Source organism: Buttiauxella warmboldiae (assembly GCF_003818135.1).
GTDB classification, from domain to species: Bacteria; Pseudomonadota; Gammaproteobacteria; order Enterobacterales; family Enterobacteriaceae; genus Buttiauxella; species Buttiauxella warmboldiae.
In genome coordinates, this window is record NZ_RPOH01000030.1 from 96,304 (window position 1) to 120,428 (window position 24,125).

20 protein-coding genes are annotated in these 24,125 nt (G+C 54.2%); 10 read left to right on the top strand and 10 right to left on the bottom strand.

From position 1 onward, the window contains the following. Positions 1-144 precede the first annotated feature (144 nt). From fdhF to actP, 4 genes are all read left to right on the top strand, one after another. Entirely contained in the window at positions 145-2,292 is a 2,148-nt protein-coding gene (fdhF, locus tag EHN07_RS09020; RefSeq protein WP_124023837.1) for a formate dehydrogenase subunit alpha, read from the top strand. A gap of 206 nt (positions 2,293-2,498) precedes the next feature. Continuing rightward, on the top strand, positions 2,499-4,454 hold the full coding sequence (acs, locus tag EHN07_RS09025) for an acetate--CoA ligase (RefSeq protein ID WP_124023838.1): 1,956 nt from the start codon (positions 2,499-2,501) through the stop codon (positions 4,452-4,454). 69 nt (positions 4,455-4,523) lie between these two features. Next, entirely contained in the window at positions 4,524-4,841 is a 318-nt protein-coding gene (locus EHN07_RS09030; protein WP_124023839.1) for a DUF485 domain-containing protein, read from the top strand. Beyond that, positions 4,838-6,496 carry a cation/acetate symporter ActP gene (gene actP / locus EHN07_RS09035; protein WP_124023840.1) on the top strand — a complete coding sequence of 553 codons (1,659 nt, stop codon included), beginning with the start codon at positions 4,838-4,840 and terminating at the stop codon, positions 6,494-6,496. Before EHN07_RS09030 ends, actP begins: the two co-directional genes overlap by 4 nt. Positions 6,497-6,922: 426 nt before the next feature. On the opposite strand, the gene EHN07_RS09040 is transcribed toward actP, so the two are convergent. After that, complete coding sequence (locus EHN07_RS09040) at positions 6,923-7,645, bottom strand: RNA polymerase sigma factor FliA (RefSeq protein ID WP_124023841.1); 723 nt, start codon at positions 7,643-7,645, stop codon at positions 6,923-6,925. Between the two features lie 450 nt (positions 7,646-8,095). Between EHN07_RS09040 and EHN07_RS09045 the strand changes: the two genes are divergently transcribed. Together EHN07_RS09045 and yghX are read left to right on the top strand one after the other, a co-directional pair. Beyond that, positions 8,096-8,983 carry a DMT family transporter gene (locus EHN07_RS09045; protein ID WP_124023877.1) on the top strand — a complete coding sequence of 296 codons (888 nt, stop codon included), beginning with the start codon at positions 8,096-8,098 and terminating at the stop codon, positions 8,981-8,983. 64 nt (positions 8,984-9,047) lie between these two features. Then, complete coding sequence (gene yghX / locus EHN07_RS09050) at positions 9,048-9,935, top strand: YghX family hydrolase (protein WP_124023842.1); 888 nt, start codon at positions 9,048-9,050, stop codon at positions 9,933-9,935. A 94-nt stretch (positions 9,936-10,029) separates the two neighbouring features. Here yghX and yghU read toward each other — a convergent pair whose 3' ends face one another. Next, complete coding sequence (yghU, locus tag EHN07_RS09055) at positions 10,030-10,896, bottom strand: glutathione-dependent disulfide-bond oxidoreductase (protein WP_124023843.1); 867 nt, start codon at positions 10,894-10,896, stop codon at positions 10,030-10,032. Between the two features lie 321 nt (positions 10,897-11,217). On the opposite strand from yghU, the gene EHN07_RS09060 reads away from it, so the two are divergent. The 4 genes from EHN07_RS09060 to cspE all read left to right on the top strand — a co-directional run bounded on the left by EHN07_RS09060 (position 11,218) and on the right by cspE (position 15,868). Beyond that, a complete protein-coding gene (locus EHN07_RS09060) occupies positions 11,218-13,083 on the top strand; it encodes a bifunctional sugar phosphate isomerase/epimerase/4-hydroxyphenylpyruvate dioxygenase family protein (RefSeq protein ID WP_124023844.1) in 1,866 nt (621 codons plus the stop codon). 71 nt (positions 13,084-13,154) lie between these two features. Next, positions 13,155-14,471: an MFS transporter gene (locus EHN07_RS09065; protein WP_124023845.1), complete on the top strand. Its 1,317-nt coding sequence runs from the start codon at positions 13,155-13,157 to the stop codon at positions 14,469-14,471. A gap of 52 nt (positions 14,472-14,523) precedes the next feature. Then, positions 14,524-15,360, top strand: coding sequence for a shikimate dehydrogenase family protein (locus EHN07_RS09070; RefSeq protein ID WP_124023846.1), 837 nt, complete (start codon positions 14,524-14,526; stop codon positions 15,358-15,360). A gap of 295 nt (positions 15,361-15,655) precedes the next feature. Then, the gene (gene cspE, locus EHN07_RS09075; RefSeq protein ID WP_034461105.1) at positions 15,656-15,868 is read left to right on the top strand and encodes a transcription antiterminator/RNA stability regulator CspE; all 213 of its coding nucleotides are present in this window, start codon (positions 15,656-15,658) and stop codon (positions 15,866-15,868) included. Positions 15,869-15,942: 74 nt separating this feature from the next. Here cspE and EHN07_RS09080 read toward each other — a convergent pair whose 3' ends face one another. Genes EHN07_RS09080 through EHN07_RS09115 form a run of 8 tightly spaced genes read right to left on the bottom strand, consistent with a single transcriptional unit; the run spans position 15,943 to position 24,092 of the window. Then, the gene (locus EHN07_RS09080) at positions 15,943-16,953 is read right to left on the bottom strand and encodes an HAD family hydrolase (RefSeq protein WP_124023847.1); all 1,011 of its coding nucleotides are present in this window, start codon (positions 16,951-16,953) and stop codon (positions 15,943-15,945) included. Then, positions 16,950-17,969 carry a BatD family protein gene (locus EHN07_RS09085; RefSeq protein WP_124023848.1) on the bottom strand — a complete coding sequence of 340 codons (1,020 nt, stop codon included), beginning with the start codon at positions 17,967-17,969 and terminating at the stop codon, positions 16,950-16,952. Before EHN07_RS09085 ends, EHN07_RS09080 begins: the two co-directional genes overlap by 4 nt. Beyond that, positions 17,966-19,489 (bottom strand): vWA domain-containing protein, encoded by a 1,524-nt coding sequence (locus EHN07_RS09090; RefSeq protein ID WP_124023849.1) that lies wholly within the window; start codon positions 19,487-19,489, stop codon positions 17,966-17,968. Before EHN07_RS09090 ends, EHN07_RS09085 begins: the two co-directional genes overlap by 4 nt. Further along, positions 19,486-20,463, bottom strand: a complete 978-nt coding sequence (locus tag EHN07_RS09095) for a vWA domain-containing protein (protein ID WP_124023850.1) — start codon at positions 20,461-20,463, stop codon at positions 19,486-19,488. Before EHN07_RS09095 ends, EHN07_RS09090 begins: the two co-directional genes overlap by 4 nt. Next, complete coding sequence (locus EHN07_RS09100; protein ID WP_124023851.1) at positions 20,456-20,896, bottom strand: DUF4381 domain-containing protein; 441 nt, start codon at positions 20,894-20,896, stop codon at positions 20,456-20,458. The genes EHN07_RS09095 and EHN07_RS09100 overlap by 8 nt, the downstream gene beginning before the upstream one ends. Beyond that, complete coding sequence (locus EHN07_RS09105; protein WP_124023852.1) at positions 20,897-21,802, bottom strand: DUF58 domain-containing protein; 906 nt, start codon at positions 21,800-21,802, stop codon at positions 20,897-20,899. Beyond that, positions 21,802-22,800: an AAA family ATPase gene (locus EHN07_RS09110; RefSeq protein WP_124023853.1), complete on the bottom strand. Its 999-nt coding sequence runs from the start codon at positions 22,798-22,800 to the stop codon at positions 21,802-21,804. Before EHN07_RS09110 ends, EHN07_RS09105 begins: the two co-directional genes overlap by 1 nt. Continuing rightward, on the bottom strand, positions 22,797-24,092 hold the full coding sequence (locus EHN07_RS09115; protein WP_124023854.1) for an anaerobic sulfatase maturase: 1,296 nt from the start codon (positions 24,090-24,092) through the stop codon (positions 22,797-22,799). The genes EHN07_RS09110 and EHN07_RS09115 overlap by 4 nt, the downstream gene beginning before the upstream one ends. Positions 24,093-24,125 lie beyond the last annotated feature (33 nt).

The window sequence follows — 24,125 nt, forward strand, 5'->3', positions numbered from 1 at the left end:
TCAGAGTTTTGCTGCTTTTACCGCCGTAAGATGCCGGTTATTCCCGTTCTTTTTATATGGCATAGATCATGCATTAGAACGGGGAGATGTGATCGGCTGTTTGAGTGTCACACACATTTAGCAGCATTGACTGGAGCAACACTGATGAAAAAAGTCGTCACGGTTTGTCCCTATTGTGCCTCGGGTTGCAAAATCAATCTCGTGGTCGATAACGGCAAAGTCGTCAAGGCGGAAGCGGCTCAGGGTAAAACTAACCAGGGCGAGCTTTGCCTGAAGGGGTATTACGGTTGGGATTTTATTAACGATACGAAAATCCTCACCCCGCGTCTTAAATCACCGATGATTCGTCGCCAGAAAAGCGGCAAACTCGAAAACGTTTCCTGGGATGAGGCGCTGGATTATGTCAGCACTCGCCTGAGTGAAATCAAAGCGAAGTACGGTAACGATGCCATCATGACCACCGGTTCTTCCCGTGGTACGGGCAACGAAACTAACTACATTATGCAGAAATTTGCGCGCGCCGTTATTGGTACCAATAATGTCGATTGCTGCGCACGCGTTTGACACGGCCCATCGGTTGCAGGTCTGCACCAATCGGTCGGTAACGGCGCTATGAGCAACTCAATCGTCGAGATTGAGGATACCGATTTAGTGTTTGTGTTCGGGTATAACCCGGCAGATTCACACCCTATCGTGGCTAACCGCGTGATCCGCGCGAAGCAAAAAGGGGCGCAAATCATCGTTGTCGATCCGCGTAAAATTGAAACCGCGCGCATCGCCGATATGCATTTGCAGTTAAAAAATGGTTCTAACATCGCCCTGCTGAACGCCATCGGACATGTGATTATCGAAGAAAATCTGTATGACCAGGCATTCGTGGCTGAACGTACCGAAGGTTTTGACGAGTATCGCAAAATTGTGGCGGGCTACCCGCCTGAATCCGTTGAAGAAATCACCGGCGTTAGCGCAGCAGAAATTCGCAGCGCAGCACGTATGTATGCGAAGGCGAAAACCGCCACGATTCTGTGGGGCATGGGCGTGACCCAGTTCTATCAGGGCGTGGAAACCGTTCGCTCGTTGACAAGCCTGGCGCTGATGACGGGCAACCTGGGTAAACCGAACGTTGGTGTTAACCCGGTTCGCGGTCAGAACAATGTTCAGGGTGCCTGTGATATGGGCGCACTGCCGGATACTTATCCGGGCTATCAGTACGTTAAAGATGAAGCCAGCCGCGAGAAGTTTGCTAAAGCCTGGGGGGTTCCGTCGCTTCCGGCTCATATCGGCTATCGCATCAGCGAGCTGCCACACCGTGTTGCACACGGCGAAGTACACGCTGCGTACATCATGGGTGAAGATCCGCTGCAAACTGATGCGGAACTTTCCGCCGTACGTAAAGCGTTTGAAGAGCTCGAGCTGGTGATTGTGCAAGACATCTTCATGACCAAAACCGCGGCTGCCGCCGATGTGATTTTGCCCGCCACCTCCTGGGGTGAACATGAAGGCGTTTACACCGCAGCCGACCGTGGTTTCCAGCGCTTCTTTAAAGCGGTAGAACCGAAGTGGGATCTGAAAACGGACTGGCAGATTATCAGTGAAATTGCCACCCGCATGGGTTATCCGATGCACTACAACAACACCCAGGAAATCTGGGATGAGTTGCGCGGTCTGTGCCCGGATTTCTACGGCGCAACATACGAGAAAATGGGCGAGCTGGGTTATATCCAGTGGCCTTGCCGCGATGTTGCCGAAAGCGACCAGGGCACTTCGTTCCTGTACAACGGTAAGTTTGACCGTGCCAACGGCCTGGGTGAATTCTTTACCTGCGACTGGGCGCCGCCAATCGACAAAGTTACCGCAGAGTACCCGATGGTGCTTTCCACGGTGCGTGAAGTGGGCCACTACTCTTGCCGTTCAATGACCGGTAACTGTGCGGCACTGGCCGCCCTGGCTGATGAGCCTGGCTATGCGCAAATTCATGCGGAAGATGCTGCACGTTTAGGTATCGAAGATGAAGCGCTGATTTGGGTGAATTCACGCAAAGGCCGAGTCATCACGCGTGCGAATGTGAGCGAGCGTCCAAACAAGGGCGCCGTTTATATGACCTACCAGTGGTGGATTGGCGCCTGTAACGAGCTGGTAACGGAAAACCTCAGCCCGATTACTAAAACGCCTGAGTATAAGTACTGCGCCGTACGCGTTGAGGCGATTGCCGATCAGAAAGCTGCCGAGCAATATGTGATTGACGAATATAACAAGCTAAAAGCCAGCTTGCGCGAAAGCGCCGCGGGTTAATCCTCGCGAAAAAGAAGCCTGAGAGCTGCCAATCGGCAGCTCTTTTTTTGGCTTTTGCCTCTCTCCTCTCAAGATGTATTGATTACCTTTTCAACAATTTAATTAATGCGTGATCTGTCGCCCAAAAAATAAACAAAGCCCGCCGTACCCCTGTAATTAACCTTTGCGTGACATATTATTAACATCCCACAGGGAGAAAAAAAGCCATGAGCCAAATACATAAACATGCCATTCCCGCAAATATTGCGGACCATTGCCTGATAACTCCGGAGCAGTACCAGTCAATGTACCAGCACTCGGTACACGATCCCGACGCATTCTGGGGTGAACAGGGTAAGATCCTCGATTGGATCAAACCCTACCAGAAGGTGAAAAACAGCTCTTTTGCCCCCGGAAACGTCTCAATCAAATGGTATGAAGACGGCACGCTAAACCTCGCCGCCAACTGCCTGGACAGACACCTGAAAGAAAGGGGCGATCAAACCGCCATCATCTGGGAAGGCGACGACGCTACTCAGAGCAAAACCATTACTTACCGCGAGCTGCATCGTGAAGTGTGCCGTTTCGCCAATACTCTGGCGGAACTGGGCATCAAGAAAGGCGATGTGGTGGCGATTTATATGCCGATGGTACCGGAAGCTGCCGTTGCGATGCTGGCCTGCGCCCGAATCGGCGCGGTGCATTCCGTGATATTCGGTGGCTTCTCACCGGAAGCCGTTGCCGGGCGCATCATCGACTCCAGCTCTAAGCTGGTGATTACCGCCGATGAAGGCATTCGCGCCGGGCGCTCTATTCCGCTGAAGAAAAACGTTGATGACGCGCTGAAAAACCCAGGCGTCAAAACTGTTGAGCATGTGATTGTGCTCAAACGTACCGGCGGCAATATTGAATGGCATGAAGGCCGCGACCTGTGGTGGAGCGAGCTGGTTGAGAAAGCCAGCGCGCATCACCAGCCGGTAGAAGTGAATGCTGAAGATCCGCTGTTTATCCTCTACACCTCCGGCTCGACCGGCAAACCGAAAGGCGTGCTGCACACCACCGGCGGCTATCTGGTCTACGCGGCAACCACCTTCAAATATGTCTTCGACTATCATCCCGGCGACGTTTACTGGTGCACCGCTGATGTGGGTTGGGTGACAGGTCACAGCTACCTGCTTTATGGCCCGCTGGCGTGCGGCGCTATCACTTTAATGTTTGAGGGCGTACCAAACTGGCCAGCCCCCAACCGCATGGCACAGGTAGTTGATAAACATAAAGTTAATATTCTCTACACCGCGCCAACCGCTATCCGCGCGCTCATGGCAGAAGGCGACAAAGCGATTGAGGATACGGACCGTTCTTCGCTGCGCATTCTCGGTTCGGTGGGGGAGCCTATCAACCCGGAAGCGTGGGAATGGTACTGGAAGAAAATCGGCAACGAGAAATGCCCGGTAGTTGACACCTGGTGGCAGACCGAAACCGGCGGTTTTATGATCACCCCGTTGCCAGGAGCTACCGAGTTGAAAGCAGGTTCCGCCACCCGTCCCTTCTTTGGCGTACAACCGGCGCTGGTGGATAACGAGGGCAACCCGCAGCTGGGGGCGACCGAAGGTAACCTGGTGATCACCGATTCATGGCCAGGCCAGGCGCGCACCTTGTTTGGCGACCATGAGCGTTTCGAGCAGACCTATTTTTCCACCTTTAAAAATATGTACTTCAGCGGTGACGGCGCTCGCCGTGACGAAGACGGTTACTACTGGATAACCGGCCGTGTCGATGACGTGCTGAACGTGTCCGGCCACCGTTTAGGTACCGCTGAAATCGAGTCGGCGCTGGTGTCGCACCCGAAAGTTGCCGAAGCCGCAGTGGTTGGCATTCCCCATAATATTAAGGGCCAGGCTATCTATGCTTATGTGACGCTAAACCACGGTGAAGAGCCGACGCCTGAGCTGTATACCGAAGTGCGCAACTGGGTACGTAAAGAGATTGGCCCGCTTGCCACGCCGGATATTCTGCACTGGACAGATTCCCTGCCGAAAACCCGTTCCGGCAAAATTATGCGCCGTATTCTGCGCAAAATTGCCGCCGGTGATACCAGCAACCTTGGTGATACTTCAACGCTTGCCGACCCGGGCGTTGTTGAGAAACTCCTGGAAGAAAAACAATCTATTACCATGCCTTAACCGCTCTGCTCCTTCTCCCCGGGGAAGGAGCCAAAACAATAAAAACCCCTTACCTCTGGAGACTGTGTGATGAATGATGCAACCATTTATCAGCGGATAGAAGGCAGTGCGCATTTCAGGGAGCTAGTCGAGAAGCGGCAACGGTTTGCCACCATTTTGTCCATTATCATGCTGGTGATTTACGTCAGCTTTATTTTGCTGATTGCCTTTGCGCCCGGCTGGTTGGGCACGCCTTTACATGCAGGTACGACCGTCACGCGCGGGATCCCCATTGGCGTGGGGGTGATTCTGATTTCCTTCTTCCTGACAGGGGTCTATGTCTGGCGGGCAAACGGCGAATTTGACCGTCTGAATAATGCAGTCGTGCGCGAGGTGAAGGTATCATGAAACGTTTTCTCGGCGTTATCGCCGCACCGCTCATTGCCCTGCCTGCGTCAGCTTTTGCTGCGGATGCGATTACCGGGGCCGTTCAGCGCCAGCCGACCAACTGGCAGGCGATTATTATGTTTATCGTGTTCGTCGCCTTTACCCTGGGTATCACTTACTGGGCCTCGAAGCGCACCCGTACCCGTAGCGATTATTACACCGCCGGCGGCAATATTACCGGTTTCCAGAACGGCCTGGCGATCGCGGGTGACTATATGTCCGCCGCCTCTTTCCTTGGCATTTCGGCGCTGGTGTTCACCTCCGGTTATGACGGCCTGATTTACTCCCTGGGCTTTCTGGTCGGCTGGCCGATAATCCTGTTCCTGATTGCTGAACGCTTGCGCAACCTCGGTAAATATACTTTTGCCGACGTCGCTTCCTATCGTTTAAAACAGGGCCCCATCCGTATTCTGTCTGCCTGTGGTTCTCTGGTGGTCGTCGCGCTTTACCTGATTGCGCAGATGGTGGGTGCTGGTAAACTTATCGAGCTGCTGTTCGGCCTGAACTATCACGTTGCGGTGGTGCTGGTCGGCGTGTTGATGGTGATGTACGTGTTGTTCGGCGGCATGCTGGCCACCACCTGGGTGCAGATAATCAAAGCGGTGCTGCTGCTGTTTGGCGCAAGTTTCATGGCCTTTATGGTGATGAAACACGTCGGCTTTAGCTTCAATAATCTGTTCGCCGAAGCGATTGCGGTACACCCGAAAGGGGTGGCGATTATGAGCCCCGGAGGGCTGGTAAAAGACCCGATATCCGCGCTGTCGCTGGGGCTAGGTCTGATGTTTGGTACGGCCGGTTTGCCGCATATCCTGATGCGTTTCTTCACCGTAAGCGATGCCCGTGAAGCGCGTAAAAGCGTGCTGTTTGCCACCGGGTTTATGGGCTATTTCTACATCCTGACCTTTATCATCGGCTTTGGCGCCATCATGCTGGTGGGGGCAAATCCTGCCTTCAAAGATGCGGCGGGCGCGTTGATTGGCGGCAATAATATGGCGGCGGTTCACCTGGCAGATGCGGTGGGTGGCAGCCTGTTCTTAGGCTTTATCTCGGCGGTTGCCTTCGCCACCATTCTTGCGGTGGTTGCAGGCCTAACGCTGGCCGGTGCGTCTGCGGTTTCACACGACCTTTATGCCAACGTTTTCCGTAAAGGCGCTTCCGAGCGTGATGAGCTGAAAGTCTCGAAAATCACCGTTCTGGTGCTGGGCGTGGTGGCAATCCTGTTGGGGATTTTGTTCGAGAAGCAGAACATCGCCTTTATGGTGGGCCTGGCGTTCTCGATTGCTGCGAGCTGTAACTTCCCGATTATTCTGCTGTCGATGTACTGGTCAAAACTGACCACGCGCGGCGCGATGATCGGCGGCTGGCTCGGCCTGCTGACGGCGGTCATTCTGATGATCCTGGGGCCTACGGTTTGGGTGCAGGTTCTGGGCCATGCCTCGGCTATCTTCCCGTACGAATACCCGGCGCTGTTCTCGATTCTGGTAGCGTTTGTCGGTATCTGGGTGTTCTCTGCAACCGATAATAGCCCGGAAGGAAATCTGGAACGTGAGAAATTCCGCGCTCAGTTCATTCGTTCCCAAACCGGGATTGGTATTGAACAAGGGCGTGCACACTAACGAGTCCTGTCGCTCCCCGGCTCGTGTGAGTCGGGGAGCATATTTTTTTACCTTTGCTGATTATTTAAGTAGATCACCACATCAGGACACCGTGTGAAACATCAGTAAAAGATTATTTTTTGAGCCGGTTTTTTTGCTACCTGCAACCAGCAAATTTATTGATGGGCTGACTGTACGGCATCATTAACAGTCGTGTCGTTTAAAAGAAAGATTTTTATAATGAATAGCTTTTTAATCGCCTGCATGTCTGCCAGTTTAAAATTATGAGCGTAGTATGAAAAATTACTATTCTAAGCGTCTGGTGCATCATGCTTATAATTTTTAGTGCGCTTTTATCGTGCCTAAATATATCTGCCAAAATGAACGTTGTTGATTGCTTTTTTTAGACAAAAAACAACCGTATCTGCCAGGCGATACCTCGACTCATTATTTATCGGCACCTAATCTTGCGCGCAAGCGTTTAATCGCCTGACTATGCAGCTGGCTTACGCGAGTTTCGGTGATGTTTAACAGGATACCCACTTCCTTCATATTGAGTTCTTGTTGGTAGTATAAATTTAGCAAAAGCTGTTCTCTCTCAGGTAGTGCTTTGATTTCTTTGCTTATTTGTTTAACTAATTTTCCCTTCATCAGCTCATGAAAGGGGTTTAGCATCTCATTTTGTAGATCAGGCTTTTCAAGGTCGGCAAAAAACTCCTCCTGCAACTCTTCCAGGGAAGAAAATTGGCTGGTATTCGTGTCCAGCAGCATCTGTTGATACTCAGCCAGGGCAATACCCATGCTGGCAGCAACATCTGCTTCAGATGCAGCTCTCCCTGTTTCCTGCTCAACCTTTTGAATTGCAGTGGAAATTTCTCGTGCTTTTGTGCGAACCCTACGGGGAACCCAGTCGCGTTCGCGTAATTCATCAATCATCGCCCAGCGAATACGTTGCGTGATGTAGGTGCTGATGCTAATCCCTTTTTTAGGATCAAATTGGTCAATAGCGGTGAGCATACCAAGCGCACCAGCCTGAATCAGATCGTCCAGTTCTACACAAGGCGGTAATCTGACCTGCAAACGAAGAGCTTCACGACGAACTAAAAAACGATATTTCAACCACAATTCATCTTTTTGCACGACGCCAGTATGGGAGTAAATACCATTCACGATTTCATTATCCGGTGTATAAAAAAGATAACAATTATTCAGCAGTATTGCTGAATCAAATAGTCTGATAAGACCACGGAAAATTAAGCAATCCGTTACTTAAAGTTAAGATGGAGCATTCAGAACTAACTTGTAGGATATTGCTATCAATCTGGTTACAGAGTTCTTCCTTTAACATCAATAATGCAACATGTTTGCTCTTACATAGCGAGCATTGCCTACAGGCCATGGCGTGGAGACGAAGTGCTTCTGGAGGCTAACCGTCGGGTGATGGCAGCCGGAAGGCGCTGAACTTCTCGCATTCGGCCGGGCACATTGCCGTGACGGGTGCCCTCGCTATTTTTCTTGATTAAAGGATAATGGCTGATTCTGAAACGATAGTTTATTTTGGGTAAGGGAAGAGGCGTGAGCAATAACGTTTCGCTGTTTACGAATAAGAAGTTCGCATGGATGGGGGCCGCTTTTTGTTGCTTGTTATGGGGTAGCGCTTACCCGGCAATTAAAAACGGCTACGAAATTTTCCAGATAGCGCCAGACGATTTGGCAGGCAAAATTGTCTTTGCCGGTTACCGTTTTGTTATTGCTGGCCTGCTGTTGCTGGCGTTCGCCGCTTTACAGGGCAAATCCATTGCGCGTTTATCCGGCCGACAGTATTCCCAGCTCGCCGTGTTGGGCATCACCCAGACCGCTGTGCAATACATCTTCTTCTATATTGGCCTCGCGTATACCACGGGCGTAAAAGGCTCGATCATGAATGCTACCGGCACCTTCTTTAGCGTGCTGCTGGCGCATTTTATCTATCAAAACGACAAACTCAGCATCAACAAAGTGGTGGGCTGCGTGCTCGGTTTTGCCGGCGTGATGGTGGTGAACTTCAACAGCCAGCTGATGGACTTTAGCTTTAGCCTGATGGGCGATGGTTTCGTGGTGCTGGCGGCGTTGATTCTTTCTGCCGCATCGCTGTACGGCAAACGTATTTCGCAAACCATGGACGCCACGATCATGACCGGCTGGCAGCTGGCTATCGGCGGCGTGGTGCTGACGGCGGGCGGCTATGCCTGCGGCGGCAGGCTTGCGTTTCATGGCTGGGAGTCGGTGGCGATCCTTGGCTATCTGGCGCTGTTGTCGTCGGTGGCATTTGCGCTATGGAGCCTGCTGCTCAAGCACAATCGCGTGGGGATGATTGCGCCGTTTAACTTCCTGATCCCGGTTTCAGGCGCGGTATTATCGGCCATCTTCCTGCAGGAGAGCATTCTCGAGTGGCGCTATGCGCTGGCGCTGGTACTGGTGTGCTTCGGCATCTGGCGGGTGAACGTCGTCAAGTCCCGCTTAAATTAGAGCAGGCAAGATCGTCAAATGCAGGCCATTATTTATCCATCTTTTCTCGATAAAGGGCCTGCAAATGACCAGACTTACCGCAAAAGATTTCCCTGCTGAACTGCTCGAATACTTCGATTTCTATGTCCATGGCAAAATCAGCAAGCGTGAGTTCCTCGATCTGGCGGGGAAGTTTGTCGTCGGCGGGCTTTCCGCGGTGGCTCTCGGAACGCTGCTGACGCCAGATTACGCTTACGCCACGCAAGTGGAATTTACCGACCCGGAAATTGTGGCGCAATATATTGAATACTCTAGTCCACAAGGCCACGGCCAGGTAAGGGGCTATATGGTGCGCCCTGCAAAAGCGGCAGGTAAGGTGCCGGGCGTGGTGGTCGCGCATGAAAACCGTGGGCTAAATCCGTATATCGAAGATGTGGCGCGGCGCGTGGCCAAAGCGGGGTTTATTGCGCTGGCCCCGGACGGACTAAGTTCGGTTGGCGGCTATCCCGGCAATGACGAAAAAGGCCGGGAGCTGCAAGCCCGGGTTGACCCCACCAAACTGATGAATGACTTTTTCGCGGCGATTGAATTTTTGATGCACCACGCAGCGGTCAGCGGGAAAGTGGGCATTACCGGCTTCTGTTATGGCGGGGGAGTGGCGAATGCCGCTGCGGTCGCTTACCCGGAATTGGCCGCCGCCGTGCCTTTCTATGGCCGCCAGCCTGCAGCTGCGGATGTGCCACGTATCAAAGCGCCGCTACTGCTGCATTACGGCGAACTGGATGCGCGCATCAACGAAGGCTGGCCCGCCTATGAAGCGGCGCTGAAAGCGAATAATAAGGTCTACGAAGGCTATATCTACCCCGGCGTGAATCATGGATTCCACAACGATTCGACACCGCGCTATGACAAAGCGGCTGCGGAACTTGCGTGGACGCGCACTATTGACTGGTTCCGCAAATATCTGGTTTAGCGCCTGCCCATCCGGAACAGCACATGGCTTATTGCCTGGGTCATGTGCCCTTTGTCTAAGTTACCAGAAGGGGCCGGGCGAACCCGGCCGCGTATTATTTCGCTAACTTATCTTCGGTTCTCAGCTCAAAATCCGACGCGTCGTGGCGTTCGTGCAGTTGCTGTGAGGGTTCGCCGAAGGTGCGGTTCACTATGCGTCCGCGTTTTACCGCCGGACGGTTGGCGATTTCATCAGCCCAGCGGGCAAAGTTTTTATATGACGCCACATCAAGAAATTCCGCCGCATCATACAGTCCACCTTTTGCCAGCGCGCCATACCATGGCCAAATGGCGATATCCGCAATCGTATATTCATCACCGGCAATAAAGCGATGCGTCGCCAGCTGCCTGTCGAGCACGTCCAGCTGGCGTTTGGCTTCCATGGTAAAGCGGTTAATCGCGTACTCCATTTTCATCGGCGCGTAATGATAGAAATGGCCAAAACCGCCGCCAAGGTAGGGGGCTGAACCTTGCAGCCAGAACAGCCAGTTCAGCGTTTCTGTGCGCGCTGCACGCTCTACCGGCAGGAAATGGCCAAATTTCTCCGCCAGATAAAGCAGGATCGCACCAGATTCGAAAACGCGAATCGGTGGTGTGGCCGAATGGTCCATTAGCGCCGGGATCTTTGAGTTCGGGTTCACCGCCACAAAACCGCTGGAGAACTGATCTCCTTCGCCGATACGAATCAGATGTGCGTCGTATTCCGCCTCGCTTACGCCTAACGCTAACAGCTCTTCAAGCAGAATCGTGACCTTCTGCCCGTTCGGCGTGCCGAGAGAATAGAGCTGCAACGGATGTTGGCCAATGGGCAGCGAGCGCTCGTGAGTCGCACCGGCAACCGGGCGGTTGATATTAGCAAAGGTGCCGCCTTCGTCTTTTTTCCACGTCCAGACTTCAGGTGGCTGGTAGTTATTCTCTGACATAGTGCGTTTGCCTGTGGGTTGCAAGGGAGTAAGTGAAAAGTGTAACCAATATTGCTGACAAAGCAGGAAAAAGCGTGATGTTTTCACACTTTGTGACGATCGGCAAAAATCAATAAATTGATTTTCCTGGGGCGTTTAGCGAAAAGCATAAGCTTTGTCAGCTGCCCGGGTTACCCCACTTTGTTTTGTTCGGTAATCGCCCGCTATTTTTTTTAACTTCCCGGCGTGTGATCGGGGTTAACAACTGGTTAACTGTAAATTTGCAATATGAACCAAATGATACAACATTAACCGACTTATCCCGACAGACCAGGAGCCTTCATGCAGCGTTCAATTGCAACCGTATCTATCTCTGGCACGTTGCCTGAAAAACTGGCCGCAATCTCGGCTGCTGGTTTTGACGGCGTGGAGATCTTCGAAAACGATCTGCTTTACTACCCGGGAACGCCTGCCGATGTGCGGAAAATGGCGGCAGACCTGGGGCTGACCATTACCTTATTCCAGCCGTTCCGCGATTTTGAAGGGGCGTCGCGCCCGCAGTTTGCCAGCAACCTGGAACGTGCGCGACGCAAGTTTGCCCTGATGCACGAACTTGGATGCAACACCATGCTGCTGTGCAGCAACGTGGCCCCTGACTGTTCGGCAAATATCGATTTGCAGGTCAGCGATCTTGCCCATCTGGCCGAGCTGGCGCAGCGTAATGCTATCACCGTCGGCTATGAAGCGCTGGCATGGGGCACCCATGTGAATCGTTATCGTCAGGCGTGGGAACGCGTTAAGCAGGTTAACAGTCCGGCGCTGGGGCTGGTGCTGGACAGTTTCCATGTCCTTTCGCTGGGCGACCAGCTGATTAACCTTGACGATATTCCGGTGGATAAAATCACCTTCCTGCAGCTGGCCGATGCGCCGCTGATGAAAATGGATGTGCTGGAGTGGAGCCGCCATTTCCGCTGCTTCCCGGGGCAGGGCGAGCTGCCCGTGGTCGAATTCACCCGCCTGCTGACCGAGAAGGGGTATCGTGGCCCGTGGTCGCTGGAGATTTTTAACGACAGCTTCCGTGCGACTCCTAACGCGCCAACGGCCAAAGACGGCTATCGCTCGCTGCTGTGGCTGGAGGAGCAGACCAGAGCGGCTAATCCGCAAATCGATGCGCCGTTATTCCATAGCGCAACCCAGGCCAGCTATCAGGGCATCGAGTTTTTAGAGTTTGCCACCGATGCCAAAGACGCCGTGGCGCTGGGCGAGGCGCTACGGCCGCTGGGTTTTGCACGGGCGGGAGAACACCGTTCGAAAGAGGTCACGCTCTGGCGCAACGGTGGAGTGAACGTGATCATCAACCACCAGCCGCACAGCTGGGCCGATGAGTTTCATCGTCGCCACGGCGTTTCGCTGTGTGCGATGGCGTGGCGCGTGAAAGGGGCGGCGAACGTTCTGCAACGGGCACAGGATTACGGCTATCCCATCTGGCATGAAAAACATGGGCCGGATGAGCGTGCGCTGGCGGCTGTGTGTGCGCCAGACGGTAGCCTGATCTATCTGATAGAAGCACCGCTTCAGGGGGAAAGCGATATTTATCACACCGATTTCGACCTTGCAGAAACGGCCAGCCAGGGCACGCTGCGCGGTATCGATCATCTGGCGTTAGGGCTGGTGGAAGGCAGCCGTGATAACTGGATTATGTTTTTCCGTGCGGTATTCGGCTTTGAGCTGGATAACGAGCTGAGCGTGCCGGATCCGTATGGCCTGGTCCGAAGCCAGGTGATGCACAGCCCGTGTCACTCCATTCGCCTGCCGCTGAATATGTCGCACAGCCTGGATACGCAAATCGCCCGCTCGGTGGCGAGTTATCAGGGCACCGGCCTGCAACATGCCGCATTTGCCTGTGATGATTTACCGGCGACTGTGGAAACCCTGCAATCTAAGGGGTTGAAGTTGCTGCCTATACCAGCGAATTATTATGGGGATTTGCTGGCACGTTTCGGAGCAAATAACGCACTGCTAACGGGGCTTGAGCGACTGAATATTCTTTATGAGCGCGATGCGCATCAACAGGAGTTCCTGCACGCCTATACGCCTCCTTTCCGGGCCGACCGTTTCTTCTTTGAGCTGGTCGAGCGGCGGGGAGATTATCAACAGTATGGCGCAACCAATGCCGCGGTTCGTCTGGCAGCCATGCAAACACGGTAGTTCTATTGACAACAATAAATGAACCTTAAGGTTCAATTAAAGCACCTGCAACCTACACAGAGGAATCAACAATGGCGAGTTATGGCCAGGGCGACATCGCCGCCCCAAAAACTGGTGTTGAAAAACGTTCCCGTACCCGACTGGTTATTCTGACCCTTCTGGCTATCGGCACGATGATTAACTACCTCGACCGCACGGTATTAGGAATTGCCGCCCCGCAGCTGAGTGCCGATCTTGGTATCGGTGCGGCAACCATGGGCGTGGTGTTTTCGGCATTTGCCTGGACCTATGCGGCGATGCAAATCCCCGGCGGCATTTTTCTTGACCGCTTCGGTAACAAAGTCACTTACGCGCTGGCGCTGTTCTTCTGGTCGGCTTTTACCCTGTTCCACGGCCTGGCGATGGGGTTGAAAACCCTGCTGCTATGCCGTTTAGGATTAGGGATCAGTGAAGCGCCCTGTTTCCCGGTCAATAGCCGTGTGGTCGGCAAGTGGTTCCCACAGCACGAGCGTGCGCGCGCCACGGCGGTATACACCGTTGGGGAGTACATCGGCCTTGCCGCGTTTGCCCCGCTGCTGTTCTTTATTATGGAAACCTTCGGCTGGCGTACGCTGTTTATCACCGTCGGCGTCGTGGGTATTCTGTTTGTGCTGGTGTGGTGGCGTTTTTACCACGAACCGCACGAGTCTAAGACCGCTAACCAGCTTGAGCTTGAATATATCGGCCACGATATGGAAGCGGCCGAGCCTGAGCCGAAAATGAACTTTAGCTGGGCGAATGTCGTCAAGCTGGTGAAATGCCGCCAAATCCTCGGCGCGGGCATCGGCCAGTTTGCCGGTAATACCACGCTGGTCTTCTTTCTGACCTGGTTCCCAACCTATCTTGCGACCGAACGACATATGCCGTGGCTGAAAGTAGGCTTTTTTGCCATTCTGCCGTTCCTTGCAGCCGCCGTTGGCGTGATGTTTGGCGGCTGGGTCTCTGACCAAATCCTCAAGCGCACCGGTTCGGTCAACGTGGCCCGTAAATTGCCGATTATTACCGGGCTGCTGATGGCAAGCCTGATTATTTTGGCCAACTGGATGCCGACGGATGCGCTGGTGATTACGGTGCTGTCGGTTGCGTTCTTCGGGCAGGGAATGGTGGGGCTGGGCTGGACGCTGATTTCCGATATGGCCCCGAAAAACCTGGCGGGTCTGACCGGTGGTTTATTTAACTTCTGCTCGAATCTGGCCTCGATTATCACGCCGCTGATCGTGGGTTTTATCGTGGCGGCGACCGGCAACTTCTTCTATGCGCTGGTCTATATCGGCGGTGCGGCCCTGCTGGGCGTATTGGCCTATGTTTTCATCCTTGGCGATATCAAACGTATTGAACTGACTGATTAATTAACGATCCATTACGGCGTCGCCGGACGGCGCCGTGACAGAGGTAGAAGCAATGGAAATTAGTGGTAATACCCGTTTAATCGCTCATCTGGGCTACCCGACCACCACCTTTAAAGCGCCGTTGATCTACAACCCGTGGTTTGAAAATCAGGGTATTGATATCAAAGTGGTACCAATGGGGGTGAAAGCGGAAGACTATGCGCAACTGATCCCTTCTTTATTTCGTATGACCAATATTATTGGCGCGTTAGTGACGATGCCGCATAAAGTTTTGACTTGCGACCTGGTGCAAAGCCTCAGCCCCACGGCGCAAATTGCCGGAGCCTGTAACGCTATTCGCCTTGAGCCGGACGGCACGCTGCGAGGCGATATGTTCGATGGCGATGGTTTTGTGCGCGGCGTGTTGCGCAAAGGTATTCCGCTACGCGGTGCGCGTGCGTTAGTCGTCGGCAGCGGTGGCGTTGGTTGCGCTATTGCTGCGTCACTGGCCGCGGCGGGTGTCGATACGCTGGCGCTGTATGATAGCCGGGCGGCGAGCAGCGAAGCGTTAGCCAGACGGCTGCGTAGCCACTATCCGACGCTTAACGTGCAGACGGGGTTGCGCAACCCCAAAGAGTTTTCCATTGTGGTTAACGCAACGCCGTTGGGCATGAATCCTGGCGATGAGCTGCCCGTGGATGTAAATGCGATAACGCCGGGCACCTTCGTCGGAGAGGTGGTGATGAAGAGCGAAATCACGCCATTTTTGCAGGCGGCAATCAAAAGAGACTGTCAGATACAACCTGGTACAGATATGTTGTTTGAGATGATCCCGGCTTATATGGAATTTTTTGGCCTGCCTGAAGTGACGCCGGAAGCGTTGCGAAAACTGTCAAAAGTCGATTATTAACAAATGGTTAATGGGTGTTTTTACCAGTGATAAACGCCCTGTAAACGAAGCGGTAAATGAGACGTAATCTACCTTTGGAGCTGTGGACGGCTAAAATAATCCTTGTCATTCATCGCCTAAGCATGAGTTAATACGTCCATCGGTTTGACGTACAGACCTTTAAAGCAACTTAGTAAAGCAGTCCTTCAAGAGTCATCCCTGGATACCCTTTGTCGTGTGCTCCTCTACCGCTTCATAAAATCTGTAAAGCATACCAAATCGCCGTAAGGCACACTTAATTCAAAAGGTAATACACATGTCTAACAAAATGACTGGTCTGGTAAAATGGTTCAACGCTGATAAAGGCTTCGGCTTCATCACTCCAGACGACGGTTCTAAAGATCTGTTCGTTCACTTCTCTGCAATCCAGAACGACGGTTACAAATCTCTTGATGAAGGCCAGAAAGTTTCCTTCACCATCGAGAACGGCGCTAAAGGCCCAGCAGCTGGTAACGTAACTAGCCTGTAAGGTTAGCGTTAACTAAGCTCTAAAGAATTTAAAAACCCGCTTCGGCGGGTTTTTCGTTTCTGCGGTTTATAGATTTACTGTTTTGGCGATTCCGGAACACAGGATTTCGGGTCAAACACCGTTCTCCAGTCCTGCTTCATATCCACCACCGTCCAGCCTTTCTCCTGCGCCATACTTAGCCCTTCGACCAGTTTACCGCTGGCAGGTGGATGGCTATCGTAAGCATATTCACGCCCGGCATCGGTATGGTGAACCAGCAAACCGAAGGTTTTATAGTCCGGATTGGCTGCGGTGTACTGCATCATCGCTAAATCGCCATCGCTGTTACCAAACGCCGCCACCGGGCGCTGGCCCATAAACAGGTGAATGGCAACGGGCTTGGCGGCCGCATCGTCGTAGAAAGCCCCTTTCATGGTTTTACGCAGCTGCGTGCCGTTATCGGTTAGCGCAAACTCGCTCAATGAGAAGGAGCCGATAACCTGCTCAGGCGGGATGCCATACATTTTTTCCGCCACCACGCGCATAAAATCGATGCCGCCGCCGGAAACAATCCACGTTTTAAAACCGTTCTTACGCAGATAGTCGAGCAGCTGGCGCATTGGCTGGTAACCCATTTGATCATAACGGCAGCTAAAGCGGTTATCGCGGTGGCTCTCCACCCAGCTGCTGACGCGCTGGTTAAATTCGTCGGTGGTGATGTTGCTGTGCGTCAGCTCTAAAAGCTGCATCAGCCCTTTTTCACCCGCAGCAGCAACGGTTTTTAAATCGTTATTCAGCACCGCGCTCACAATGGGGTCATTTTTCCATTCCGGGTGCTCTGGCGCGAGGCGTTTTACTTCATCAACCGCAAACTGAAGCTGGAAGGTTAACGGGGCTTCCGGCCACAGGGTGCCGTCGTTATCAAACACCACGTAGCGTTTCTCAGGTGGAATATAGGTTGAGCGGTCTTGATTGGTGGCATTTTGCACCCACTGCTCGATAGCCCGTTTCGCGGAGGTATCGTTCCAGGCTGATAGCGGGTCGGCGGCCTGCGCCGCGCCAATAGTGCCGAGCAGCAAGGCGCTGAGTAGAAATTTGTGTTTCATCGTTCACCCCTTTTAGTGGGAGTCAGGTCGGGTAGTTGAACAGGGCTCCAGAAGCGTTGCCAGCGGTGGTGCAGATATTGCCAGCTGCGCCACAGCAGGCGCCGCATAAACCAGATGATCAGCGCAACAAGGGCCAGAAAGCCAGCCAGCAGTGCGGTTTGCCATTTGTCTTGCCCGCTGGTGCCGCGCAGTGCCGACTCGCTACCCGCCGCAGGCGCTTTGGCGACCGGCAGGGTTGAGCCGGGTAACTCCGCTATTTTCCATTGCAGATTAACGGTATCCCACCAGCGTAATTTGACGGGCGGCAGGATAATCGTGCCCGCCTGCGACGGCAGATAACGCAGCGTTTCTTCGCGCTGCGCACCTTCTATTTCGCCACGCCCTGATTTCAGCAGCGTGTTTACCGGCAGGAGACGCTGCGTGTCGGTGCCCGGAATGGCGAACAGTATTTGTGGAATTTGCGCCGCGACAATCCCGTTGGCTTTGACGGTAACGGTGCGTTCTACAGCATCGCCAGCGTGCAGCTGTTTGTTCTCTTTACCGGCATGATATTGGGTGATTTTCTGGCTCAGGGTTAAGCTGCTGGCTGGCAAGAAACGGTCTGGCTGTTCCACACCCTTTGGCCAGACGATCTCTTTTTTCAGCTCTGGCAGCTGTACCGTGACCGGCGGCTGGTTTGGCGAGCTTAGCGTAATGTCCAGCGCCGGCATGCGCAGCAGCCCCCGATCCCAGGCCGTAACCTGACGCTGCAGGCGGATCCCGCTCCAGCTAATGCCATTTTTCTGACGGCTCAACAGCTGGTTGGGCAGCGGCGTGGTGAGTAACGAGCCGTTTTCAATTTTAAAATCAGGCCATTCAGGCGGTGGGTTAAACCAGCTATCGGTCCAGAAGGTGATGGCAACGCGCACCGGTTGGCCAGGCGCCACATGCTCGGGCGCTTCAAGTTCACGGGTGATGTCCATTGCAGCCCGGGCAGGCAGAACGGCCAGCAAAAGCACAATCAGCAAGGCTCTCATGGCGTCTCCTCCGTGTTGGCGCGGTAGAGATTTTCCAGCAGACCGGAAGGGGAAACCTCAAGGTTTTCAAACCACTGATTAACCTGTGGGCTGCTGCTGGCAACGGGCTGGATATCCTTTTGATTGACGCCCTGATCTTTCTTTAAATCGTGTTTAATTTCGTCCGGTTTATAATCCTGTTCTTTGCCCTGAGCCGCCTGGCGGTCGCGCTCTTTCTGGCGCAATTCCATTATAATTTTTGCGATAGCCGCGCGGTTTTTCTGCGCCATATCCCAGTCCGGGCGCAGGCTTAAAGCACGGTCATAGCTGTTTATGGCCTGCTGCCACTGCTTTTGTTGAGCGTAACTGTTGCCCGTCCATAACAGCGATTCAGCGGTTTGCGGTGCCTGGCGAAATGCGAAAGCGGCGGCGGCAAAATCTTCGGCGCGGTAGTAGGCGATGCCTTGCCACAGAGGGTCCTGGAAACGTTCAGCCGCTTTTTTGTAGTCGCCATGTTTAAAAGCGATCTGTCCCTGCATATCGGGGCTAATCCAGGCATCCTGCCATGCGGCCTGGCTTTGTGGCATATACAGCAGCGGCACCAGCACCATCAGCCAGCAAATCAGCTGGCGCCGCCCGAGCAGCAATAATAAAAGCATTGGAATCACCAGCAGGTAGCCGCTGTTTTTCCAGTGTAAATCGCCGCGCGCGTTGTTTTGCGCGTTAACCGACTGCTGAATGTGGCTGGTGATAACGTCTACATCGCTGTCGTCACCGGTGACCAGGGTGACCGGAATACCGCCATCACGAATTTTGCTAAAGCGCTCGACGTTAAGGCGGGTATCAATGCCGCGCTGGGCGTAGTTTTGCGGTAATTCACCACCGCGGGCGGTGCCGGGTACCCAAATCTGGATGGGAACCTGCAGCTGGGTAAGCCAGGCCGCGTCCTGCGGGGAAATGCTATCGGCGACCAGTAAGATATTACGCGGCATATTCGGCGTTTCCGGCATATTTTTCAACGCCAGGGCGATAGCTTGCTTCAGTCCCGCCCCCTCGCCTTCCGGCAGTAAATTCGGACTCTGCGCAGCTAAAAACAGCGAGTAAAACGTCGGGTCGATGGTTAACGGAGTGGTCAGATACGCATGGCTGTTGTAGACCACCAGGCCAAAGTGCATGCCGGCCGAGCGGTTCATCAAATCCATGATTTTGCTTTGCATCCGCTGATGGCGACTTGGCGTTAAATCCTGGGCGTACATCGCCGGATCTTGCTGTAAGACCACCATCATATTGCTTTGCTGCGTCAGGGCTGCGGGCAATTCACGCTGCCAGGTGGGGCCAGCGAGCGCGAACACGCCCAGCGCGCACAGCCACGGTAAAACCTGAGTGAGTCGTTTTTGGCGTCCGATTATCAGCGCTTTGGCAAACGGCTTGCCCATAATCTGATGCCAGGCGCTGCGCTGGCCGCTGGCCATCAACCACAGCAGGACGTAGAGCAGCAGGCCGAGCAGCCGCCAGGGGTAAACAAAATGGAAGTCGCTCATGCTGTTTTCTCCCGCACAAAGCGTGTGACCGCGAGTAAAATCAGCAGCACCAGCGCCAGAAGGAGCGGCCACTGAAATAGCGGGATGTGCCATGACCAGCCGATGGATTTCACCTGTACCGGCGTAATGGCATCAATCTCTTTCCAGACGCTATCCAGCGACGCGCCAGAGCCGGCGGCAGTCCAGGATTTACCGCCGGTGATGCGTGCAATATCCTGCATCAGCGGGAGATCCACTTTGTCATCGCCGCGACTGTTGAGGTCGCCAAAGGCGATGGTATGCACCTGAACGTGATGCGCTGCCGCCAGCTGTGCGGCAAGGGCTGGAGCCAGCTGCGAAGCGGTGTCGTTACCATCGGTAAGCAAAATCGCCAGTTTGCTGGCCTCTTTATTGGTGGGGCCGTCGAGCAGTTTCACCCCCACGCCCAGCGCATCGCCAATAGCGGTTTGCTCGCCAATCATGCCGGGCGCGAGTTGGTTAATACGGGTTTGCAGCGCCTGCTTATCTTCGCTGACCGGTGCGAACGGCCAGGCGGAACTGGCAAAAATCACCAGCCCGATGCGGTCCGTTTTACGCGCTGCGACAAATTTGCGTACCGACTGCTGCACCGCCTGCAGGCGGGTTTCTCCGCCCGGCACATCGTTTTTCCCCATCGAACCGGAGACATCAAGGATGAGCACCACATCGCGCATCGGCTTTTGTCTATGCTGCGGTGGCGTCAGGTATTCCGGGCGGGCGAGGGCGGCGATGAGCAGAATCCATACCAGCCAGAAAAACAGGCTGGAAAGCCTGCTGGTACGCACCGGCTGGCTATTAAGTTTTAGCTCATCAATCAGCTGCGGCAAAAAGGGTACGCGAACGTGCTCTTTCACCTCGCGCTCCTGTGGTAACAAGTAGCGGCCAATCAGCGGCAGGAAAATCAGCAGCCAGGCCCAGGGCCAGGCGAAATCAATGCGGCTCAGAAACTCAGACATACGGTAGTTTCTCCAGCCAGTTTTTCAGTTGCGATTGCAGGCGCGCGTTGTGAATAGCCTCAAGTTGATTATCCGGCTGGCAATATCGGGTACTCAGCTGCTGGCGCAAATCGTTGTCGATTGCCACCTGCTGCAAAAGTTGTTCAGGGGAGAGCGCGTGGCTGATATGGTGGCGTGGCTGGTGCATCAGAAGAATGCGTTTTATCAGCGCAAGCCAGCTATCGACGCTATGGGGCTGTTGCAAAGCGGCCAACGCCTCACGACGCCACAAATTACGCCGCCAGCGCGCAAGGCGAAATAACAGAAAGATCGTCAGCCCGATAAGCAGCATGCCGCCGAGCACAAACCAGCCCGGCGGCAGTGGAAACCAGGAAAGACCGGGTGGAAGTGCGGGGCTGAGCAGCTCCGGCACGCTAAATCCTTTCTCCAGCATTCAGACTCCCTTTTGTAGCTGTTTGAGAAGATCCTCGGCGACGACTATCTGATTCACGCGGATCCCAAGCCGTGTCAGGCGATTTTGTAAGCCGGAAAGCCGTGATGTTACGCTGCGCTGAATCTCATCTTTGAGCCGTGGTGCAAGTGAAAATGCGGCTTCATGGCCCTGATAGCTGGCGGCCAGGTTGCCCCGGGTTGGCAGCGTCAGATGGAGATTGTCGAGGATCACAAACGCGCTGATTTCACAGCGCCGTCTTAGCGCGGCCAGTAACGCTTCCCCCGATGCGTCCAGATCGTGGAAATCGCCAATTGCAGCCACCCACGATCCGCTGGGGATCAGGTGCATGGCGTGTTGCAGCACGTCGGAAAGCGAAACGGCGGCTGGGGTTTCTTCAGGATAGCGTTCGGGTAGCCGCTGGTTGTATTGCAGCACGTCGTCGAGTACGGCGGGCAGGCTGGTTCTCGGGGCGCGGCATTTTTGCAGGCTATATTGCGTGTCGCTGAAAATGGCGCTGCCAAGGCGATCGCCATCATGCCAGCTACGCCAGGCCAGCAGAGCGGCAATTTTAGCGGCCGCGACTGATTTGGTTTGTCCACGGGTGGCAAAATACATATCAAGGCGCTGATCGACAATCAGGAATACCGGACGCTCGCGCTCTTCGTTATAGAGTCTGATCCATGGCGAGCGCAGCCGTGCCGTGGCTTGCCAGTCAATCAGACGCACGTCGTCACCGGGCTGGTAGCGGCGCAGGCTGTCAAAATTAAGCCCGCGGCCTTGCTGGCGCGATACGCGTTCCCCGGCCAGCGCGCCCGGCGGGATTTGCCCTGGCGGGTTTGACAATAGCCGGGCTTCCCCTGCCAGCGCCATCAGGGTGTGACGATCAACCTGCAATGCGCCGTCCATTACGCCACCACTGCGTCGAGCAACATCCGAATCACCTCGTCTGGCGAACGGTTATCGGCATTCGCCTGGTAGCTCAACATCAGGCGGTGGCGCAGTACGGCTGGAGCCACCAGTTGAATATCCTGCGGCAGTACCGCATCACGCCCTTCAAGCCAGGCCAGCGCACGGCCACAGCGGTCGAGTGCCAGCGTACCGCGTGGGCTGACGCCAAAAGTGATGTAGCTGGCAAGAGTATCGCTGACGCCTTGCGGGTGGCGGGTGAGATCCACCAGATTGACGATGTAGTTTTCAACCGTTGGCGCGACGTAAACCGCCGAGATTTCCTGCCAGCAGGTGGCGATATCCTGCTGGCTAAGCATCAGGGCTGGCGGCAATTTTTCCGGGCTTTCTACGGCACTGGCCTGGTATTTTTGCTGCTGCTCGGAACGCACCAGCTGCATCACTTTTTGCTCGTTCTCTTTGGACGGGTAATCCACCACAACCTTCATCAAAAAGCGGTCAAGCTGGGCTTCAGGCAAAGGCCAGGTGCCTTCCTGATCCACCGGGTTTTGCGTCGCCAGCACCATGAAAATGCCTGGTAGAGGCCAGGTTTTCCCGGCAACGGTGACGTGGCGTTCCTCCATCGCTTCCAGCAATGCCGATTGCACCCGCGCCGAGGCGCGGTTTATCTCATCGGCAAGAATGATATTGCCGAACACCGGGCCCGGGCGAAAGCGGAACTGGTCTTCTTCACGCGTGGCGTTTTGCTGGTAAATCTCACTGCCGGTAATGTCGGACGGCAGCAGATCCGGCGTGAACTGAATACGGCGAAACTCGCCTTCTACGTGTTTAGCCAGTTCACGTACGGCACGCGTTTTGGCAAGGCCCGGTAAACCTTCGAGCAGCACGTGCCCGTCACACAGCAGGGCGACAATCAGCATCCGCACCAGCGATTCCTGCCCCAAAACCTGTTGATTCATACGCTGCTCAAGCTCGAGCAGCTTCTCTCTGTTTGTCATTTGCGCAATCCTGCAAAGTCACGTTTCAAAAGCGTGGCGAGACCGACCAGCATCGGCTCGGCGTAATTGAAGAAAGCTTTGATGCCGGGACACAGATAGTTAAGGCCCGGTTCGCCATCTGGCGTGCGAACAAGGCGGTTTTTCGGGCATTCGCCCCAGCATAATTTCAGATACGGGCACTGTTTACAGTATTCCGGCAGCGTGTCTTTTTTCCCCATGCCAAAGGCTTTCTGGCGTTCGGAAAATGCCAGGTGCGCGAGTTTGGTGTCTTCGATATTGCCAATCTGGTATTCGGGGTAAACGTAGTGGTCGCAGGAATAGATATCGCCATTTTTTTCTATTGCCAGGCCTTTGCCGCAGAACTCAGAAGCGGTGCAAATCTGCGCGGGCATCCCCATGGTTTGTGCGACGGCCGTTTCGAACAGATTGACCTGTACGCGGCCTAAGTCGTTGTTTACCCACTCTTCGAACACGGTTTTCAGGAAGGTGCCCCAGTCCTCAGGGTCAACCGACCAGTCGGTGACGATAGAGTCCAGATCCCCAGGTTTTGCGCGGCGCGTTCCGGTCATCGGGATGGTGTCATCGCGCCAGAATTGCGGGGCGGTGACTTTGAAATCAACCGCTTCTACGCACGGATTAAATTGCACGTAGGTTGCGCCCAGTTCGCGGGTGACAAAGCGGTAAACTTCCAGCGGGAATCGAGCGTTGGTGCGGTTGACGGTGACGAGCGCGTTGAAAGGGACTTTGTATTTTTTGAGCGCTGCGACGCCTTTCATCACTTTGTCGAAAGTCGGTTTTCCGCTGCGCGTGACGCGGTAGCGGTCATGTAATTCGCGTGGGCCGTCAATCGACAGGCCAACCAGAAAACGGTGTTCTTTCAGAAATTCGGCCCAGTGGTCATTGATCAGCACGCCGTTGGTTTGTAAGTCGTTTTCGATGCGCTGGCCGGGCTTTTGATACTGTTTCTGGAATTTCACCACCTTGTGGAAAAAATCCAGCCCCATCAGGGTTGGTTCACCCCCCTGCCACGAGAAAACAACCTGCTCGCCATCCTGCCCGTCAATGTACTGGCGAATGAAGTTTTCCAGCACTTCGTCGCTCATGCCGGTATGGCGGTCCTGGTGCAGTAACTCTTCTTTGTGCAGATAAAAGCAGTAGGAGCAGTCAAGGTTACAGGTGGAACCGGTCGGCTTCGCCATAACGTGGAAGCGACGCTGGTAGGCAGGGCCCTTGCCATCATATTTTTCTGCTGACGGTAGCGCTTTAGCCGGCAATGTGGTGCTGTATTTCATGGCAGTCCCCTGAACAACCGGGCAGATGACTGC

Coding starts and splice junctions, on each gene's coding strand:
- actP (WP_124023840.1), top strand. CDS start 4,838: ATGAAACGTTTTCTCGGCGTTATCGCCGCACCGCTCATTGCCCTGCCT.
- EHN07_RS09045 (WP_124023877.1), top strand. CDS start 8,096: ATGGGGGCCGCTTTTTGTTGCTTGTTATGGGGTAGCGCTTACCCGGCA.
- EHN07_RS09065 (WP_124023845.1), top strand. CDS start 13,155: ATGGCGAGTTATGGCCAGGGCGACATCGCCGCCCCAAAAACTGGTGTT.
- EHN07_RS09090 (WP_124023849.1), bottom strand. CDS start 19,489: ATGAGCGACTTCCATTTTGTTTACCCCTGGCGGCTGCTCGGCCTGCTG.
- EHN07_RS09095 (WP_124023850.1), bottom strand. CDS start 20,463: ATGTCTGAGTTTCTGAGCCGCATTGATTTCGCCTGGCCCTGGGCCTGG.
- cspE (WP_034461105.1), top strand. CDS start 15,656: ATGTCTAACAAAATGACTGGTCTGGTAAAATGGTTCAACGCTGATAAA.
- EHN07_RS09085 (WP_124023848.1), bottom strand. CDS start 17,969: ATGAGAGCCTTGCTGATTGTGCTTTTGCTGGCCGTTCTGCCTGCCCGG.
- EHN07_RS09030 (WP_124023839.1), top strand. CDS start 4,524: ATGAATGATGCAACCATTTATCAGCGGATAGAAGGCAGTGCGCATTTC.
- EHN07_RS09070 (WP_124023846.1), top strand. CDS start 14,524: ATGGAAATTAGTGGTAATACCCGTTTAATCGCTCATCTGGGCTACCCG.
- acs (WP_124023838.1), top strand. CDS start 2,499: ATGAGCCAAATACATAAACATGCCATTCCCGCAAATATTGCGGACCAT.
- yghX (WP_124023842.1), top strand. CDS start 9,048: ATGACCAGACTTACCGCAAAAGATTTCCCTGCTGAACTGCTCGAATAC.
- EHN07_RS09105 (WP_124023852.1), bottom strand. CDS start 21,802: ATGGACGGCGCATTGCAGGTTGATCGTCACACCCTGATGGCGCTGGCA.
- EHN07_RS09110 (WP_124023853.1), bottom strand. CDS start 22,800: ATGACAAACAGAGAGAAGCTGCTCGAGCTTGAGCAGCGTATGAATCAA.
- yghU (WP_124023843.1), bottom strand. CDS start 10,896: ATGTCAGAGAATAACTACCAGCCACCTGAAGTCTGGACGTGGAAAAAA.
- EHN07_RS09060 (WP_124023844.1), top strand. CDS start 11,218: ATGCAGCGTTCAATTGCAACCGTATCTATCTCTGGCACGTTGCCTGAA.
- EHN07_RS09100 (WP_124023851.1), bottom strand. CDS start 20,896: ATGCTGGAGAAAGGATTTAGCGTGCCGGAGCTGCTCAGCCCCGCACTT.
- EHN07_RS09115 (WP_124023854.1), bottom strand. CDS start 24,092: ATGAAATACAGCACCACATTGCCGGCTAAAGCGCTACCGTCAGCAGAA.
- EHN07_RS09080 (WP_124023847.1), bottom strand. CDS start 16,953: ATGAAACACAAATTTCTACTCAGCGCCTTGCTGCTCGGCACTATTGGC.